Here is a 14,801-nt window from a genome sequence, read left to right as displayed (position 1 = left end):
TCAGGCCCCGGCGCGGCGGATCGCCTTTTCGGTGAGACCCGCCTCGCCCTCGACGCGAGCCACCACCTCGAGCATCCCGTCCAGGCCCGCGCGGGCGAGCAACAGGACGAACTCTTCGTCGCCCGCGGCGATCGGCAGCGAGGCGATCGGCGCACGCGCACGCAGGCTGGTCGCGGCAGCGGCGAGCGTGTCGGGGCGCGGCTCGGGCCGGCGCGCGGCGCGCTCGGCGGCGACGATGCCCTTGATCCCGCCCGACGCAGCCGAAAGGAAAGCGGCGAAGCCTTCGGCGGGCACACCCTGACGGCGGGCATGCGTGAGTACCGCGGCATATTCGGTGAGCCGCGTCTTGTCGTGATCGGTACCGAAGACGAGCTTGACGACCGGGGTCATCGGCGCGCGCGCCTGCGGCTTGATTCCGGCATCTTCGAGCAGCTCGGCATAGCCCTGCGGGTTGCGCGCCGCGGCCTCGGCAAAGGCATAGGCACGGTCGAGCGCGCGATAGAGCGCGGCGCGGGTGCGCTGGTCGGCCTGGCCGACATCGGCGGCACAGGCGCGGGCATGATCGAGCAGATCGGCAAGCCCCGCCTCGGCATCGAGCAGGTCGGCCGCGAGCGGCGACTCATCCACCGGCGTATCGGAGAAACCCGACGACGGCCCGTCGGCCCAGGCGGCAGGGGCGGCGACCTGGGTCCGCGGCAAGTCGCGGCGGGCGGCCTCGACCTCGGCGGCGAGACGCGCCTGCGTCTCGGCGTCAACCATCACCTTCCAGTTGATGACGCCGTAGATGAAGTCGATCGTGTCGTCGTCGGACGAGAAGGGCATCAGGATGCCGCGATAGAGGGTGTTGTGCCCCTTCTGCCCGACGAATTCGGCCTCGAAACCGATCGGCGCGCGGTTGGCGATGATCTGGAGATAATGGTCGGTCAGGCGCGAGAGAAGCGAGCGGCTCGGCACCTCGCTGATCTTGCGGATGCTCGCCTCAACGCCGCATTCCTCGCGCAGCGACCGGCCGAGATACTGAATCGAAGGATCCTCGATCCCCATCGAGAAGTCGAGCAGCACGCTGTTGGCGCCGAAATCGGCGATGTTGGCGGGGTCGAGGTCCTCGATCGAGGGATAGGCGCGCCCGCCGAGCAGCGACACCCAGTAATTATAGGCGCGCACATGCATCCGGCGCTCATCGCTGCCGATGTCCAGCGGATTGCCCGCGCCGCCTGTCGCTGCGCCGGTCGCGTTCTCGCCAGCGCCCTGCACCATGTTCATGCGGCCATCCTCGTTCGGGCACGGTTGCCCCTTCGTCGTCGATGCGACTCTTGCACCCTCCGTGGTAAACGATGCGTAAAGCGGTTGGCGGCTTACGGACCGCATCAACGCCGCTTGTCAGCCCCCCAGCCGCCTGCTAAGCGCCCCGCCACGACGGCGCCTCGGCGCCCGCGCCGCCTTAGCTCAGTTGGTAGAGCATCGCATTCGTAATGCGGGGGTCACAGGTTCGAGTCCTGTAGGCGGCACCACACTGACATCCGGCCTTTCAGATCGACGTCAGTCGCGCGGCGCTTTTGACAGGACGTCGGAGTTGACGTGATCGACACGGGTGCAGCCGGTCAGCGCCATCGCGACGCGCATCTCGGCCTCGATCAGGCGCAGCATGTGCGCGACTCCCGCCTCGCCCGCCGCGGCGAGCGCATAGGCCCAGACCCGGCCGAGGAGTACGCCCTTCGCGCCCAGCGCCAGCAGCCGCACGACGTCGAGCCCCGAACGCACGCCGCCGTCGGCCAGCACCGTCAGCCGATCGCCAACCGCCTCGGCGATCGGCGGCAGCGCCTGGGCGGTCGAGAGCACGCCGTCGAGCTGGCGGCCGCCATGGTTGGAGACGACGATCCCATCGGCGCCTAGATCGGCCGCGGCGACCGCGTCCTCGCGGTCGAGGATACCCTTGAGGACCAGCGGTCCGTCCCAGCCTTCGCGGATGAAGTCGAGGTCGCGCCAGGTGACACCGGCGTCGAAATTGTCGCGCATCCAGCCGAGGAAATCCTCAAGCCCGCTGTTCCTGCCCAGTACGCGCGCCACGTTGCCGAGCTGGTGCGGCCGCCCGCGCAATCCGACGTCCCAGGCCCAGCGCGGACGCAGCGCCGCCTGCATCAGCCGCCGTGCCGATCCGCTCACGCCCGGCGCTCCGGCCAATCCCGAGCGATAGTCGCGATACCGCGATCCCGGCATCGGCATGTCGACAGTGAAGACCAGCACCGAGCAACCCGCCGCACGTGCCTCGGCCATCAGATCGCGCATGAAGCCGCGGTCGCGGATCATGTAGAGCTGAAACCAGAAGGGCCGTGTGGCCGCCGCCGCAACCTCGCCGATCGGGCAAGCGGAGACGGTGGAGAGGCAGAAAGGGATACCGGCATCCTCGGCGGCACGCACCGCCTGTACCTCGCCGCGGCGCGCGTTCAAGCCGGCCAGCCCGATCGGTGCGAGCGCTACAGGCAGGTCGATGCGTCGCCCGAGCAACTCGGTGGAAAGATCGACCCGCGACACGTCGGTCAGCACGCGCTGTCGCAGCGCGATCGCCTCAAGGTCGGAGACGTTGCGGCGCAACGTCACCTCGCCATAGGAACCCCCGTCCATATATTCGAACAGGAAATGCGGCAGCCGTCGCCGCGCGAGTACCCGATAGTCGAGCGGAGACGCAGCCTTCATCGCGCGGCCCCCGCACCGCCGAAACCGATCGCCGATCCGCTCCTCATTCTAACGTGCTAGAGCATGTTTTCACACTCGCACAGCACCGAAGCTCTCCCGGCTCGACCGAACCCGGCCGCGGCACCGGCGGCGCGCATCCGCACGCCGCCGGGCTGAAATCACTTCAGCGTCTTGAGATAGGCGATGATCGCCGCGCGCTTGGCCGGATCCTTGACACCCGGATAGCTCATGCGATTGCCCGGCGCCCAGCCGCGCGGATCGGCAAGAAAGGCGTCGAGCGCCGCCGGCGTCCAGGCACCGCCCTTGGCCTTGAGCGCGGGCGAATAGGCGAAGCCCGGCGCGCCTGCGACCTTGCGGCCGACGACGCCGTGCAGCGACGGACCCATGCGCTTGGTATTGGGTGTCACCGCGTGGCAGGCCGAACAGGGCGCGAACGCCTGCTTGCCCGGATCGGGCGCCGCCTGTCCCGCCAGCGCGGGGCTCGCCGCCGACACACCCAGACCCAGCATCACCATCGTCCATCCACGCATCCGCAACTTCCTTTCGCTCGTTCGACCGGTTTGACGACGCTTTGATACGCGCCGCCACTTGAACGCAAGCTGCATCGCGACGGTTGCGACCGAAAGCAGCCGGTCTGACGCCGCTAAGCCTTTGGCAACGCTCCGACGATATGCCGGGCCGGATGAGCGGGGGCGAGATCACCGGGAACGGCGCGAGCATCGCGGCGATCAGCGCTGCGCTGCTCTGCTGCGCGTTGGCGGCCCTCGCGCTCTGGAATCTGCAGCGCCGGCGAATGCGCCGCCTGATCGAGGCCGCAGCGGCGCTTATCGGCGACGAGCGCCCCGTCCGGACGCCGCAAGCGCTGCTACAGCGGATCGGCGAGCTGGCCGATCTGCGTGGGCGAGCGGCACAGGTGCATGGGCTGACCGGCCTGCCAACGCGCGAGCCGCTGATCGCGCGCATGAGCGCCGACGGGCAGGGCACGCTGGCGATCTTCGCGCTCTACGACGTCAACCGGCTGAGCGCCTTCGACCCCGAACTGGGCGACACGGTATTGCGGCTGCTCGCGCACCGGATGGTGGCGATGATCGGAACGCGCCGCCTGCTCGCGCAGGTCGATCGCAGCCACCTGGCGCTGTGGATTGGCGGCGCTGCCGAAGGCGCGGCGGCGGAGATCGACGCGCTTTGCTATGCGATGGGCGACCGGCTGACCGCGGGCGAGCGCGAGATCGTGCCCGATATCGGGCTGCGCCGCGCGGTCGTTGCCGACGACGGATCGGCACCCGAGCTGGTCCTGACCCGCACGCTCGCCGCCTTCTCGGCGCCGGCGGCGCCGGCCGATGCCGCGCCGATCGACCTTCAGGCGATCGCGCGCGAGCGCTACCGCCTCGAACAGGATCTGCGCCTCGCGGTCCAGCGCGGCGAGATGCGGCTCGATTTCCAGCCACTGATCGACAGCGCCACCGCGTGCGTGATGGGGGCCGAGGCGCTGATCCGCTGGCGGCACCCAGTGCGCGGTCTCGTTTCGCCCGGCCAGTTCGTGCCGATCATGGAGGCGAGCGGGCTTGCCCCCGAGATCGGGACCTGGGCGCTCAACACCGCGGTGCGCCACGCCGCGATCTGGCGACGCGAGGGGCTGGGCCGCCTGCGCATTGCGGTCAACGTGTCGGGCCGCCAGCTTGAGGCGCACGACCTCGACCGGCTGGTCGCACGCACGCTCGCCCGCCACGGCATCGGACCCGATGCGATCGAGATCGAGCTGACCGAAAGCGTCGCGCTCGGCGACGCCGTCGGCGGACGCGCCACGTTCGACGCGCTCCGCGCGATGGGCGTGCGCGTCGCCATCGACGATTTCGGGACCGGCTATTCGAGCTTCAGCACGCTGCGCACGCTCGCCTTCGACAAGATCAAGATCGACCGCGAGTTCGTCAGCGGGGTCGAGGCGAGCCGCGAGCGCCAGGCGATCTGCCAGAGCATCCTCGCGCTCGGCCGCGGCCTCGGCATTCGCGTGCTGGCCGAAGGGGTGGAACGGGCCGAGGAGGTCGCCTGGCTCCACCGCCACGGCTGCCGCCACTTCCAGGGTTATTATTTCGCCGCGCCGCTCGATCCGGCAAGCTTTGCGGCCTACGTGCGCGACCGCGATGCCGTTTCGGCGAAGGTATCGGCGGCGATCGATTCGGTTGTGGGTGAGGAACGGATATGGGCATGAAGTGGCGGACGACAGGCGCGGCGTCGATGGCGCTCGCGCTGGCGGCATGCGGCGGCGGACCGCGCGTCGCGGCCCCTGCCCCGCCCCCGCCCGCCGCGAACCCCGCGGCAGAGATCGACGCCATCGCCGCGATGCTCGACCGCGGCGAAGCGAGATTCGCGCGCAAGCGGATCGCCGCCGCGCTGAAGCGCGACCCGATGAACGCGGGCCTCCTGCTGCTGCGCGATTCGATCGAGCGCGATCCGGTCGAGCTGCTCGGCCCGCAAAGCTATTCCTATGTGACCAGGCCCGGCGACACGATGGCCGGGATCGCCACGCGCCTGCTCGGCAACCGGCTGAAGGCGTATCAGCTGGCGCGGTACAACGGGATCGAGGTGCCCGCGTCGCTTGCGGCGGGGACCACGCTGCGCATTCCCGGACAGCCGCCGCGCCCGCCCGCGCCGGTGCGACGCCCCGATGCCGCGCCGCGCCCCGCCCCCGCCCCGGCGGCCCGGCCCAAACCCGCACCTGCCGCACCTGCCCGCAATCCTGCCGCCGCTGCTCGCGCGCGCGCCGCCGGCCTTGCCGCGCTCAATGCGGGCAAGGCGAACCAGGCGGTAATGCTGCTCCGCCGCGCCGACGCGCTCGATCCGGGCAATCCCGCCATCACCCGCGATCTCGGCCGTGCCGAACGGATCGCCGCCGCCGTCCGCGCGCGTCGGTAAGACGATGTAAACAAGGCGTTGTTAATGCCGTCCCTTCGGCAGGAGCGCGTACCGGCTCCGGGGGGAGAGGCATGCAGACGCTCGGACGCTACAGGATCGAGGCGCTTCTCGGCGAAGGCGCGATGGCGGAGGTCTATCGCGCACACGATCCCGACATCGGCCGCGCCGTCGCGATCAAGGTGCTGAAGCCCGATTTCGCGCGCGATGCCGATCTCGAGGCGCGCTTCCTGCGCGAGGCGCGCGCGGCCGGGGCGCTCAGCCACCAGAACATCGCCACCATCTACGACGCGGGCCAGGCGCAGGGCATCGCCTATATCGCGATGGAGCTGGTCGAGGGGCAGCCGCTCGACGCGCTGCTCGACGCGCAGGGTCGCCTCCCCTACGAGCGGGTGCTGTCGATCGGCCGACAGCTCGCCGATGCGCTCGCCTATGCGCACCGCGCGGGCATCGTCCACCGCGACGTCAAGCCCTCGAACATCCTCGTCTCCCCCGACGGGCGGCAGGTCAAGCTCGTCGATTTCGGCGTCGCGCGGCTGGGCGAGGGCGATGCGGGCCAGCTCGGCCGCACCCATGCCGGCCAGCTCGTTGGCACGCCGCGCTACATGAGCCCCGAACAGGCGCTGGGCCTGCCGGTCGACCACCGCGCCGACCTGTTCTCATTGGGCGTCGTTCTCTACGAGATGATGACCGGCAAGGTCGCCTTTCCCGGCACCGGTCTCGCCACCATCGCCATCCAGATCGCGCAGGAGCGGGTCGAGCCCGTCGGCCGCATCGTCGGCGACTGTCCGCCGGGCCTTTCCTTCATCATCGACAAGCTGCTCGCCAAGAAGCCCGAGGCGCGGTTCCAGGACGGCGGGGCGCTCGTCGCCGCGCTCGACCGCGAGATCGGCCATGCGCAGGAAGCCGAGCCCGCCCGCCGCGGCATTCCGCTCCGCATCAAGCTGCCGCTCGCGCTCGCCGCCGTTACCGCGCTGGCGCTGGGCGGCAGCATCGCCTCGATCCTCGACCGTCAGGAACGAGCGCTCAATCGCATGGCGGTGGTGTCGGGCGAGACGATCGCCTCCTTCGTCACCAGCAACGCTGCCGTCCTCGCCGCCGACAATGCCGGATTGCCCGCCGCCGAGCAGGACTGGGCACCCCTGCAGGCGTTCGTCGCCGCCGCGGCGCGCGACGCCAATGTGCGCGAGATCGTCGTCGCTGATGCAGGGGGCACCGTCCGCGCCGCGACCGACCCGGTACGGGTCGGCACCCGCTATGCCGCGCCCGGCGGCGAGGGGACGTTCGGCCACGGCGCAACGCAGGCGGCCGACCAGGGACGGGGGCCGGGCATCCGCTTCGTCCGGCCGATCGACTATGCGGGGATCGAGTTCGGCCGCGTCGATCTCGTCCTCAAGCGCACCGCGCTCGACGGCGCGGTGGCGCAGGCGCGGACGCTGCTGGCGGTGCTCGCCGCGGTCGTCATGCTCGCGGTGCTCGGCGTCGGCTATCTGAGCGGCGCGCTGGTCGCGCGGCCGCTGCGCCGACTGCGCGGCGCGCTGGCCGAAGCGGCGGAGAACGGCTTCGCGCTGCGCATCTCGCACCGTCGCCGCGACGAGTTCGGCGCCGCCTTCGACGCCTTCAACCGGACCGCCGAGGCGATGGAGACGCGCCTGTCGGCAGCGCCCGCGCTGCCCGCGCCCGACCTCGCCGCGACGCGCATCGCCGCCGCGCGCGCTGCCTGAGCCCGCCCATGTTCCTTCTCCAGCTCTACGACGACGCCGCCTCCCCCGACCCGGTCGAGGCGCGGCTCCTCGCCCAAGGCGGCCTGATGCTCGGCCGCGACGGCGAGGCCGACTGGACGATCGCCGATCCCGACTGCGCGCTGTCGCGGCGGCATTGCCGGGTGGCGGTCGAGGGCGGCGCGCTGACGCTCGAGGTGTTCGGTGCCAACGGCATGATCGACGAGGCGACGGGCGAGCGCGTGGCACAGGACCGTGCGGTTTCCGTGGTGACGCCCGCCGCGTGGCGGCTCGGCCGCTTCCGGCTCGTCGCGACGCGCGCGCCGATGGGCGACGCCGGGCTCGACGCCAACCGGACGCTCGTGTCGCTGCCGCCGATGGACGCGACGCTGCCTGTGCCCGCCGACTGGCAGGACGCGGCGCCTGTCCCGGCCTATGCCGAAGGCTCACTGCTCGAGGCATTCTGCGAGGGTGCCGGGCTCGATGCCTCATTGCTGTCGAGCGAGGAGCCCGAGGAGATCATGCGCCGCGCAGGCGCCCTCTACCGCCAGATGCTGCTCGGCGTCGGCGACCTCATGTCCGAGCGCGACCGTGCCCGCGCGCGCTACAGCCTGACCCACACGACGATCGGCGGCGAAGGCAACAACCCCTTCAAATGGGCGCCGTCGCAGCGGCTGGCGATCGACCTGCTGCTCGCCGGCCCCCGCGGCTTTCTCTCGGGGCCGGCAGCGCTCAAGGCGTCCTTCGAGGATGTGAAGCGCCACCTCGCCGCGACCTTTGCGGGCCTGCAGGCCAGCCTGCGCGCCGCGATCGACGGCTTCGAGCCGGCCAAGCTGGAAGATGGCCGAAAGATCGGCCTGTTCGGCCGCGGCGCAGGCCTGCGGGAGGCGGTGGCCGAACGCCATGCGGCGCTGTCGCAGGAGATCGGCGGCGGTGAGCCCGGCACCCTCGATCGCGCCTTCGTCGAGGGCTATGACCGCACCGAGCGCGAACTGGGACGGCACCGTTCGTGATGGCGATCTTCGGCCGCACGCGCCGATCCGCTCCGCCCGCTGCAATCCTCGGCGCCTTTGCCTCCGCCGCTGCCAGCCATGTCGGACGCGTGCGCCGGGTGAACGAGGATCGCACGCTCGACCGTCCCGACCGCGGCCTCTGGGCGGTGGCCGACGGGATGGGCGGCCTGTCGCGCGGCGACCTGGCCGCCGAGACCGCGATCGCGGCGCTGGCCGCGCTTGCCGATGCCGGCGGCCCGCTCGATGCCGATGCGGTGGTCGATGCGCTGGCCGATGCCGACCGCCGGCTGCGCGCCGATCCCGAGGCGCGCGGCGGCGGCACGACGATCGTCGCGCTGCTCGCCGATACTCACGGCGCGACGTTGTTCTGGGCCGGCGACAGCCGCGCCTATCGACTGACGGCAGCGCGGGCGGTGCCTCTGACGCGCGATCACAGCCTTGTCGCCGAACTGGTGGCGGCCGGTGCACTAGACCCAGTTGCGGCCGAACATCACCCACAGGCCAACGTCGTCACCCGGGCAATCGGCGCCGGCGATCCGGCACCCGTCGAGCGCGTGCGCATCGCCTTCGCGCCCGGCGACCGGCTGATGCTCGCGAGCGACGGTTGCTACCGCTCGCTGGCGCCGGGCGATGCGCCTTTGTCGCTAAGCGTCCACGACTGCGCCACGCGGCTGGTGGCAAACGCAGTGGCCCGCGACGGCAGCGACAATGCCAGCTGCGTGGTGGTCGAGCGGCGGGTCTAGGACCTCTCCCCTTCTCGGAAAGAGGGAGCTCTAGAAGCTAGATCTGCACCAGATTGTTGAGGTTGATGATCGGCAGCAGGATCGCCAGCACCATCATCAGCACCAGCCCGCCCATCAGGAGCAGCACCAAGGGCTCGACCAGTGCGACGAGCGTCGCCACCAGCGCATCGAGCTCGCGCTCCAGCTCGCCCGACGCACGGCCGAGCGCGGGGGCCAGCCGTCCGCTTGATTCGCCAGACGCGACGATCGCGACGAGCATCGAGGGGAAGACCCCGCTTTCCGCCATCGCCGCGCGCAGGCTGATCCCCTCCCGCACGCGCGCGGCGATCGCCAGCGCCTTTTCCCGCACGAACAGGTTGGGCGTCACCGCCGCGGCGGCCTGCAACGCCTCGACCAGCGGCACCGCGCTCTCGACGAGGGTCGCCAGGCTGCCGGCGAAGCGCGCGGCGTTGAACTGGCGGCTGAACCGCGCGAACGGCCGGGTTTCGTTGAAGAAACGATGGACACGCAACCGGTTAGTCGGCCGGCGCGCCCAGCGGCCGTAGAGCAGGAAAGCGATCGCACCGACGATCAGCACGTAAAGGCCATAATTCTGGATGAACGCACTCACCGCAATGAGCGCGCGGGTCAGGAAAGGCAGCTCGGCCCCGCGCGAGACGAACACGCGGACAATGTCGGGCACGACATAGACCATCAGCAGCACCATCATGCCGAAGCTGACGCACGCCAGCAGCGCAGGATAGAGGAGCGCCAGTTGCAGCTTCTGCCCGTTGGCCTGCCGGTTCTCGACGAACTCGGCGAGGTGGTCGAGGACGCTGGCCAGTCGGCCCGACTGCTCGCCCGCCGCGACCGACGCGCGGTAGAATTCGGGGAAGGCGCGCGGGTGCAGGCCCAGCGCCGCCGCGAAGCTGCGCCCATCAAGGATCGCGCCGCGCACATCGGTGAGCAGCGCGTTGACAGCGGGCACTTCCGACTGTTGCGCCACGAGCCGCAGCGATTCCTCGATCGTGATGTCTGAGCCCACCAGGGTCGAGATCTGGCGCGTCACCGTCGCCAGCTGCCGCGCGGACAGGCCGCGGCGACGCAAGCTCGGCAGCTTGAGCCCGCCGACCGCAGGCCCCGCATCATTGGCGGGCTCGACGGAGAGCGGCAGCAGCGCCTGCTCGCGCAGCAGCGCGCGCGCGGCGGCGGGCGACGACGCCTCGATGATGCCCTTGCGCGAGCCCCCCTCGCGCGTCGCGGCGCGATAGGCATAGGCGGTCATGCGCGCGGGCTTGCGAAGCGGGCCATGGGCTTTCTGCTAAAGCGGATCGCCGCGGCCCGCAATTCGGCGTTTGCGCCGAGCCCCTCGCGCGCTAACGAACCGCGCCATGGCAAAGGGTGCGGCGAAACGGACGAGCAGCGGCTGGGGTCGGCGGATCGCCCGCTGGCTGGCCAAGGCGGCGATCGCCTTCGTCCTCCTCAGCCTCGCGTTCGTCGCGCTGTATCGCTTCGTGCCGCCGCCCTTCACGCTGACGATGGCGGGCGACATCTTGTCCGGGCGGAGCGTCACCAAGGACTGGCGATCGCTTGACACGATCGATCCCGACATGGCGCGGGCGGTAATCGCGGGCGAGGACAGCGCCTTCTGCTCGCACCACGGCTTCGACTATACCGCGATCGCGGCCGCGGCGATCCGCAATGCCAGCGGCGGCAAGATCCGCGGCGGCTCGACGATCAGCCAGCAGACCGCCAAGAACGTCTTCCTGTGGCAGGGCGGCGGCTATGCGCGCAAGGCCGCGGAGGCGTGGTTCACGGTCCTCATCGAGGCGATCTGGGGCAAGCGCCGGATCATGGAAGTCTATCTCAACGTCGCCGAGACGGGGATCGGCACCTATGGCGTCGAGGCGGGAGCGCGGCGCTATTTCGGTCACGGCGCAAGCCGTCTTACCGAGCGCGAGGCAGCGCGGATCGCCGCGGTCCTTCCACTGCCCAAGAAAAGGGCGGGCATCGCCCCGCAGGGCTTCACCCGCCGCTATGGCAACACGATCGCCCGGCGAATCGGCGTCGTCCGGCGCGAGCGACTGGATGCGTGCATTAGGTAACGCAAGCAACAGGACTGCGCTTCGACTAGCTCAGCGCGAACGGTTGGCATGCAATGCATGCAATTGGCCGTCCGCGCTGAGTCCGTCGAAACACTGGTTCCGTTTTGCCTTACTCGACCGCCTTTTGCGCGGCGTCCCCGACCTTTTGCGCGCCTTCGCTCACGCTTTCGGCCGCGCCCGAGATCGCCTTGGTCTGGATCGTCTCGTTGCGGTTCTGGTTCATGAGGAAGAAGGCGCCGATGATGACCGCGATCAAGAGGACGACGCCGATCAGGATCGTGCCGCCGCCGCCGCTCCGGCGCTCGACGACGGTGGTGGTGTGCGGCTGGTCGCTATAGGTAGTGCGTTCCTCGATCATGTGACGGTTTCCCTCCGTTGATGATGCGCGAAACAACCGCGCGCGGAAACGATTGTTCCCGTTGTGAAATGTTCAGGTTGATGCGTGTGTCGTCATGCCGCGCCAAAGGTCCATTGAGCGTCCGCCGGCCGGCTGCTACCTGTCGGCCCACGAACGATATTCGACTTTTGAGGGGAAGATCATGCGCCAGACCATCGCCGTCCTCGCCATCGCCACGACGGCGGTCGCCGTCGCCAGCGTCGCCACGGGCGCGCCGCAAAGCCAGCGCGCCGCGCTGAAGGCGGCAGTCGCAGCGCCGACGCGCACCCCCGCCAATACCGCCCGCGACCGCTATCGCCATCCGCTTGAGACGCTGTCCTTCTTCGGCGTGCAGCCGAACCACACCGTGGTCGAGCTCTACCCCGGCGGCGGCTGGTATACCGAGATCCTCGCACCCTACCTGTCGGCCAAAGGCCAGCTCTGGGTGGCGGCGCCGACCAACGGGCTGAAGGGCGTGCAGACACTGATCGCCAAGGACGCGACGACCTATGGCAAGGTCAAGGTCGCCGACGGCCTCGCCGCTGTGCCTGCGGGCAGTGCCGACGTCGTGCTTACCTTCCGCAACGTCCACAACTGGCGCTTCGGCGGCCAGGACGCGGCGCAGCAGGTGTTCAACTCGGCCTTCGCGATGCTCAAACCCGGCGGCACGCTCGGCGTCGTCGAGCACCGCCTGCCCGAGGCGCGCGACGCCGCCGCCGAGGAGAAGAGCGGTTACATGAAGACCTCCTCGGTGATCGCATTCGCGAAGAAGGCCGGGTTCGAGGTCGTCGGCCAGAGCGAGGTCAATGCCAATCCCAAGGACACGGCGGACTATCCCGATGGCGTGTGGACGCTGCCCCCGGTGCTGCGCAAGGGCGACGTTGACCGCGCGAAGTACGTCGCGATCGGCGAGAGCGACCGGATGACGATCCGGTTTCGCAAGCCGGGGAAGTAAGGGGGAGCGGGGCCCCGGCCCCAACCGCGGATGACGATAGTTGATCGACAGGAGCCTCTCCCCCGCCCATCATCCCGAACTTGATCCGGGATCCCGCTTCTTCTTCTGATCGGGGATCAATCGGTTCGATTGTTGATGATCTCGAACGTCGTCGCGCAGACCGGCTGCCGACCGCTCGGCTCCCAGCTCCAGCCTTCGTACCGCAAACCGTTCGACGCTGCGGCTTCGATGAGCGGCGGAATCCGCGCCGTGATCCAGCCGCTCGCCGGTTGTGCATGCTCCCATGCCTCGAGCCGATCCGCAGCGAATTCGAGGCCCAGCGCAGCGAAGATGGGCGTCAATTGAGCATAGGTCCGCTCGACGCTGGTGCGAACGGGATCGACCGGATCGATCTGTGCAAAATGATGGCAGACCAGCTGAGGGCGACCGCCGCCGTTCCTGCCGCCAGAAGCCGCCGCCACGCCCGCGCGATCGCCGGCCGCCCCGCCAGCGGCACGCCGCCCGCGGGCACCAGCACGCAGTCTCGCGTGATAGGCCCCACCGCGCCCACGGCATCGCCCGCCGCGATCGCAGCATTCCAGTGGAGCCGCGCGGTGCGGATCGCCGCTTCGGCGTGGCTCACGGCTGAAGCGGCACCACCGCCCCGCCCTTCATCACGAACGCCACCGACTTGAGCACGCGCACATCGCTCAAGGGATCGCCGGCCACCGCGATCAGGTCGGCGGCCTTGCCCGGCTCCAGCGTGCCGATCTCGCTTGCCAGGCCCAGCAGCTCGGCCGCGTTCACCGTCGCCGCCTGGACCGCCTGGACCGGGGTCATGCCATGCTGGATCATCAGCTCGAACTCATCGGCGTTGCGGCCGTGCTTCGACACGCCGGCATCGGTGCCGAAGGCGATGCGCACGCCCGCGGGCACCGCCTTTTCCAGTGCCTTGCCGGTGATCGAGATGCGCCAGTCGATCTTCTTGCGCACCTCGGGCGGATAGGCGTTGGGGTCGCGCGCGATCCGCTCCTTGTACCCGTTCACGGTCGACAGCGTGGGGATGTAGAAGGCGCCAGCCTTCTTCATCATCGCGATCGCCTCATCGTCCATCAGCGTGCCGTGCTCGATCGAGTCGGCGCCTGCCGCCATCGCCACCTTGATCCCGTCGGCGCCGTGCGCGTGGACCGCGACCTTCTTGCCATAAAGGTGCGCAGTCTGGACGATCGCGTTCGCCTCGTCGTTGAACATCTGCGCGCCGAGCCCTGCGCCGATGCGGCTGTTGACGCCGCCGGTCGTGGCGATCTTGATGACGTCGGCGCCGCGGCCGATCTGGGTGCGCACCGCCTTGCGGCATTCCTCCGGCCCGTCGCACAGATTGTCGGTATGCGGATGGTCGCGCAGGTCGTCGTTCAGGCCGAGCCGCGCGTCCATATGCCCCGAGGTGGTCGAGATCGACCGCCCCGCATCGACGATCCGCGGCCCCGTCGTCCACCCCCGCGCGATCGCGTCGCGCAGCGCCAGCGTCGCGCCCTCGTCGCCCAGGTTGCGCACGGTGGTGAAGCCCGCGCGCAACGTCTTCATCCCGTTCCACTGCGCCTCAAAGGCATGCATCTGTGGCCCCTCGGTAAAGTCGGCGAGCAGCCCCTCCTGCCCCGCCCGGTCGGACGAAAGGTGGACATGCGCGTCGATCAGGCCCGGGAGGACGGTCTGGTCCGACAGGTCGATGACGCCTCTGCCGTCGGCAGGCGGGCGGTGCCCGTCGATCAGCTCGACGATGCGGCCATCGCGCACCACGATCGTCGTCGCCCCCCGCGGCGGCCTGCCCGGCCTGTCGATGACCCGGCCGGCGAGGATGGTGATCGTGGCGGGCGCGGGCGCGGGCGCCGCGGCGGGCGGCGCGACCTGTAACGCGAGCGGCAGGAACAACGGCATGGTGGCACTCCCCGAAATCGCCCGCGGTTACACGCGGTGCGGACGGCGGGGTTGTTCCCGAGTGCGGGCGTGGTGGCAAGCGCTACCCAAGCTTGCAATGGCCGCTTACGCCCAATTGCGGACGTTCAGGACGCTCCAGGACCGCGTGGCGGCTAGCCGGAAGCGAATGTTCGGTCAGGCAAAAGGTCGCAGCCACATCGGACCGAAAGCGAAATGCAGCTGTCGGTCGGTCGCTGCCTCAGGCCGCGCGACGATCAAGCCGAGCACCGCGAGCCTTCGGATCACCTCCAAGCCAAGCTTCGGGCTGGCTAATTCAAACATTGTAAAGCGCGCACGGAATCAGTTGACTAAAAACAACGCTGGCCGAAGATCATGCCTCCTTTTTAGCTTG

General features: G+C 69.9%; 14 protein-coding genes and 1 tRNA gene. 8 read left to right on the top strand and 7 right to left on the bottom strand.

The window, feature by feature from the left end; genetic code table 11:
• On the bottom strand, positions 1-1,263 hold the full coding sequence (locus COC42_RS14915; protein WP_342747317.1) for a PAS domain-containing protein: 1,263 nt from the start codon (positions 1,261-1,263) through the stop codon (positions 1-3).
• Between the two features lie 172 nt (positions 1,264-1,435).
• Between COC42_RS14915 and COC42_RS14910 the strand changes: the two genes are divergently transcribed.
• Positions 1,436-1,511: transfer RNA gene (locus COC42_RS14910), tRNA-Thr, on the top strand.
• A gap of 28 nt (positions 1,512-1,539) precedes the next feature.
• On the opposite strand, the gene lldD is transcribed toward COC42_RS14910, so the two are convergent.
• Positions 1,540-2,694 (bottom strand): FMN-dependent L-lactate dehydrogenase LldD, encoded by a 1,155-nt coding sequence (lldD, locus tag COC42_RS14905; protein ID WP_096344052.1) that lies wholly within the window; start codon positions 2,692-2,694, stop codon positions 1,540-1,542.
• A gap of 158 nt (positions 2,695-2,852) precedes the next feature.
• Positions 2,853-3,224 (bottom strand): c-type cytochrome, encoded by a 372-nt coding sequence (locus tag COC42_RS14900; RefSeq protein WP_096344051.1) that lies wholly within the window; start codon positions 3,222-3,224, stop codon positions 2,853-2,855.
• Between the two features lie 152 nt (positions 3,225-3,376).
• On the opposite strand from COC42_RS14900, the gene COC42_RS14895 reads away from it, so the two are divergent.
• The 5 genes from COC42_RS14895 to COC42_RS14875 all read left to right on the top strand — a co-directional run bounded on the left by COC42_RS14895 (position 3,377) and on the right by COC42_RS14875 (position 9,081).
• Positions 3,377-4,903, top strand: coding sequence for a putative bifunctional diguanylate cyclase/phosphodiesterase (locus COC42_RS14895; protein ID WP_176484704.1), 1,527 nt, complete (start codon positions 3,377-3,379; stop codon positions 4,901-4,903).
• Positions 4,900-5,607: a LysM peptidoglycan-binding domain-containing protein gene (locus COC42_RS14890; RefSeq protein ID WP_245844178.1), complete on the top strand. Its 708-nt coding sequence runs from the start codon at positions 4,900-4,902 to the stop codon at positions 5,605-5,607. The genes COC42_RS14895 and COC42_RS14890 overlap by 4 nt, the downstream gene beginning before the upstream one ends.
• 71 nt (positions 5,608-5,678) lie before the next feature.
• On the top strand, positions 5,679-7,328 hold the full coding sequence (locus tag COC42_RS14885; protein ID WP_096344048.1) for a serine/threonine-protein kinase: 1,650 nt from the start codon (positions 5,679-5,681) through the stop codon (positions 7,326-7,328).
• A gap of 8 nt (positions 7,329-7,336) precedes the next feature.
• On the top strand, positions 7,337-8,338 hold the full coding sequence (locus tag COC42_RS14880; RefSeq protein ID WP_096344047.1) for a type VI secretion system-associated FHA domain protein: 1,002 nt from the start codon (positions 7,337-7,339) through the stop codon (positions 8,336-8,338).
• Entirely contained in the window at positions 8,338-9,081 is a 744-nt protein-coding gene (locus COC42_RS14875) for a PP2C family protein-serine/threonine phosphatase (RefSeq protein ID WP_096344046.1), read from the top strand. Before COC42_RS14880 ends, COC42_RS14875 begins: the two co-directional genes overlap by 1 nt.
• 37 nt (positions 9,082-9,118) lie before the next feature.
• Here COC42_RS14875 and COC42_RS14870 read toward each other — a convergent pair whose 3' ends face one another.
• Positions 9,119-10,345, bottom strand: a complete 1,227-nt coding sequence (locus tag COC42_RS14870; RefSeq protein ID WP_096344045.1) for a type II secretion system F family protein — start codon at positions 10,343-10,345, stop codon at positions 9,119-9,121.
• Between the two features lie 106 nt (positions 10,346-10,451).
• Here COC42_RS14870 and mtgA point away from each other — a divergent pair, with 106 nt between their 5' ends.
• The gene (gene mtgA, locus COC42_RS14865; RefSeq protein ID WP_096344044.1) at positions 10,452-11,165 is read left to right on the top strand and encodes a monofunctional biosynthetic peptidoglycan transglycosylase; all 714 of its coding nucleotides are present in this window, start codon (positions 10,452-10,454) and stop codon (positions 11,163-11,165) included.
• A gap of 109 nt (positions 11,166-11,274) precedes the next feature.
• On the opposite strand, the gene COC42_RS14860 is transcribed toward mtgA, so the two are convergent.
• On the bottom strand, positions 11,275-11,523 hold the full coding sequence (locus COC42_RS14860; RefSeq protein ID WP_245844176.1) for a hypothetical protein: 249 nt from the start codon (positions 11,521-11,523) through the stop codon (positions 11,275-11,277).
• A 181-nt stretch (positions 11,524-11,704) separates the two neighbouring features.
• Here COC42_RS14860 and COC42_RS14855 point away from each other — a divergent pair, with 181 nt between their 5' ends.
• The gene (locus COC42_RS14855; protein WP_096344043.1) at positions 11,705-12,496 is read left to right on the top strand and encodes a class I SAM-dependent methyltransferase; all 792 of its coding nucleotides are present in this window, start codon (positions 11,705-11,707) and stop codon (positions 12,494-12,496) included.
• A 116-nt stretch (positions 12,497-12,612) separates the two neighbouring features.
• Here COC42_RS14855 and COC42_RS14850 read toward each other — a convergent pair whose 3' ends face one another.
• Positions 12,613-12,957: a hypothetical protein gene (locus COC42_RS14850; protein ID WP_141395859.1), complete on the bottom strand. Its 345-nt coding sequence runs from the start codon at positions 12,955-12,957 to the stop codon at positions 12,613-12,615.
• 157 nt (positions 12,958-13,114) lie between these two features.
• Complete coding sequence (locus COC42_RS14840; protein WP_096344040.1) at positions 13,115-14,410, bottom strand: metal-dependent hydrolase family protein; 1,296 nt, start codon at positions 14,408-14,410, stop codon at positions 13,115-13,117.
• Positions 14,411-14,801 lie beyond the last annotated feature (391 nt).

The organism is Sphingomonas spermidinifaciens, from assembly GCF_002351485.1.
Lineage (GTDB): Bacteria > Pseudomonadota > Alphaproteobacteria > Sphingomonadales > Sphingomonadaceae > Sphingomonas > Sphingomonas spermidinifaciens.
Note: the sequence above shows the minus strand (reverse complement) of the source record. Positions and strands in the feature narration are given on the sequence as shown.

Coding starts and splice junctions, on each gene's coding strand:
- COC42_RS14915 (WP_342747317.1), bottom strand. CDS start 1,263: ATGAACATGGTGCAGGGCGCTGGCGAGAACGCGACCGGCGCAGCGACA.
- lldD (WP_096344052.1), bottom strand. CDS start 2,694: ATGAAGGCTGCGTCTCCGCTCGACTATCGGGTACTCGCGCGGCGACGG.
- COC42_RS14900 (WP_096344051.1), bottom strand. CDS start 3,224: ATGCGTGGATGGACGATGGTGATGCTGGGTCTGGGTGTGTCGGCGGCG.
- COC42_RS14895 (WP_176484704.1), top strand. CDS start 3,377: ATGAGCGGGGGCGAGATCACCGGGAACGGCGCGAGCATCGCGGCGATC.
- COC42_RS14890 (WP_245844178.1), top strand. CDS start 4,900: ATGAAGTGGCGGACGACAGGCGCGGCGTCGATGGCGCTCGCGCTGGCG.
- COC42_RS14885 (WP_096344048.1), top strand. CDS start 5,679: ATGCAGACGCTCGGACGCTACAGGATCGAGGCGCTTCTCGGCGAAGGC.
- COC42_RS14880 (WP_096344047.1), top strand. CDS start 7,337: ATGTTCCTTCTCCAGCTCTACGACGACGCCGCCTCCCCCGACCCGGTC.
- COC42_RS14875 (WP_096344046.1), top strand. CDS start 8,338: ATGGCGATCTTCGGCCGCACGCGCCGATCCGCTCCGCCCGCTGCAATC.
- COC42_RS14870 (WP_096344045.1), bottom strand. CDS start 10,345: ATGACCGCCTATGCCTATCGCGCCGCGACGCGCGAGGGGGGCTCGCGC.
- mtgA (WP_096344044.1), top strand. CDS start 10,452: ATGGCAAAGGGTGCGGCGAAACGGACGAGCAGCGGCTGGGGTCGGCGG.
- COC42_RS14860 (WP_245844176.1), bottom strand. CDS start 11,523: ATGATCGAGGAACGCACTACCTATAGCGACCAGCCGCACACCACCACC.
- COC42_RS14855 (WP_096344043.1), top strand. CDS start 11,705: ATGCGCCAGACCATCGCCGTCCTCGCCATCGCCACGACGGCGGTCGCC.
- COC42_RS14840 (WP_096344040.1), bottom strand. CDS start 14,410: ATGCCGTTGTTCCTGCCGCTCGCGTTACAGGTCGCGCCGCCCGCCGCG.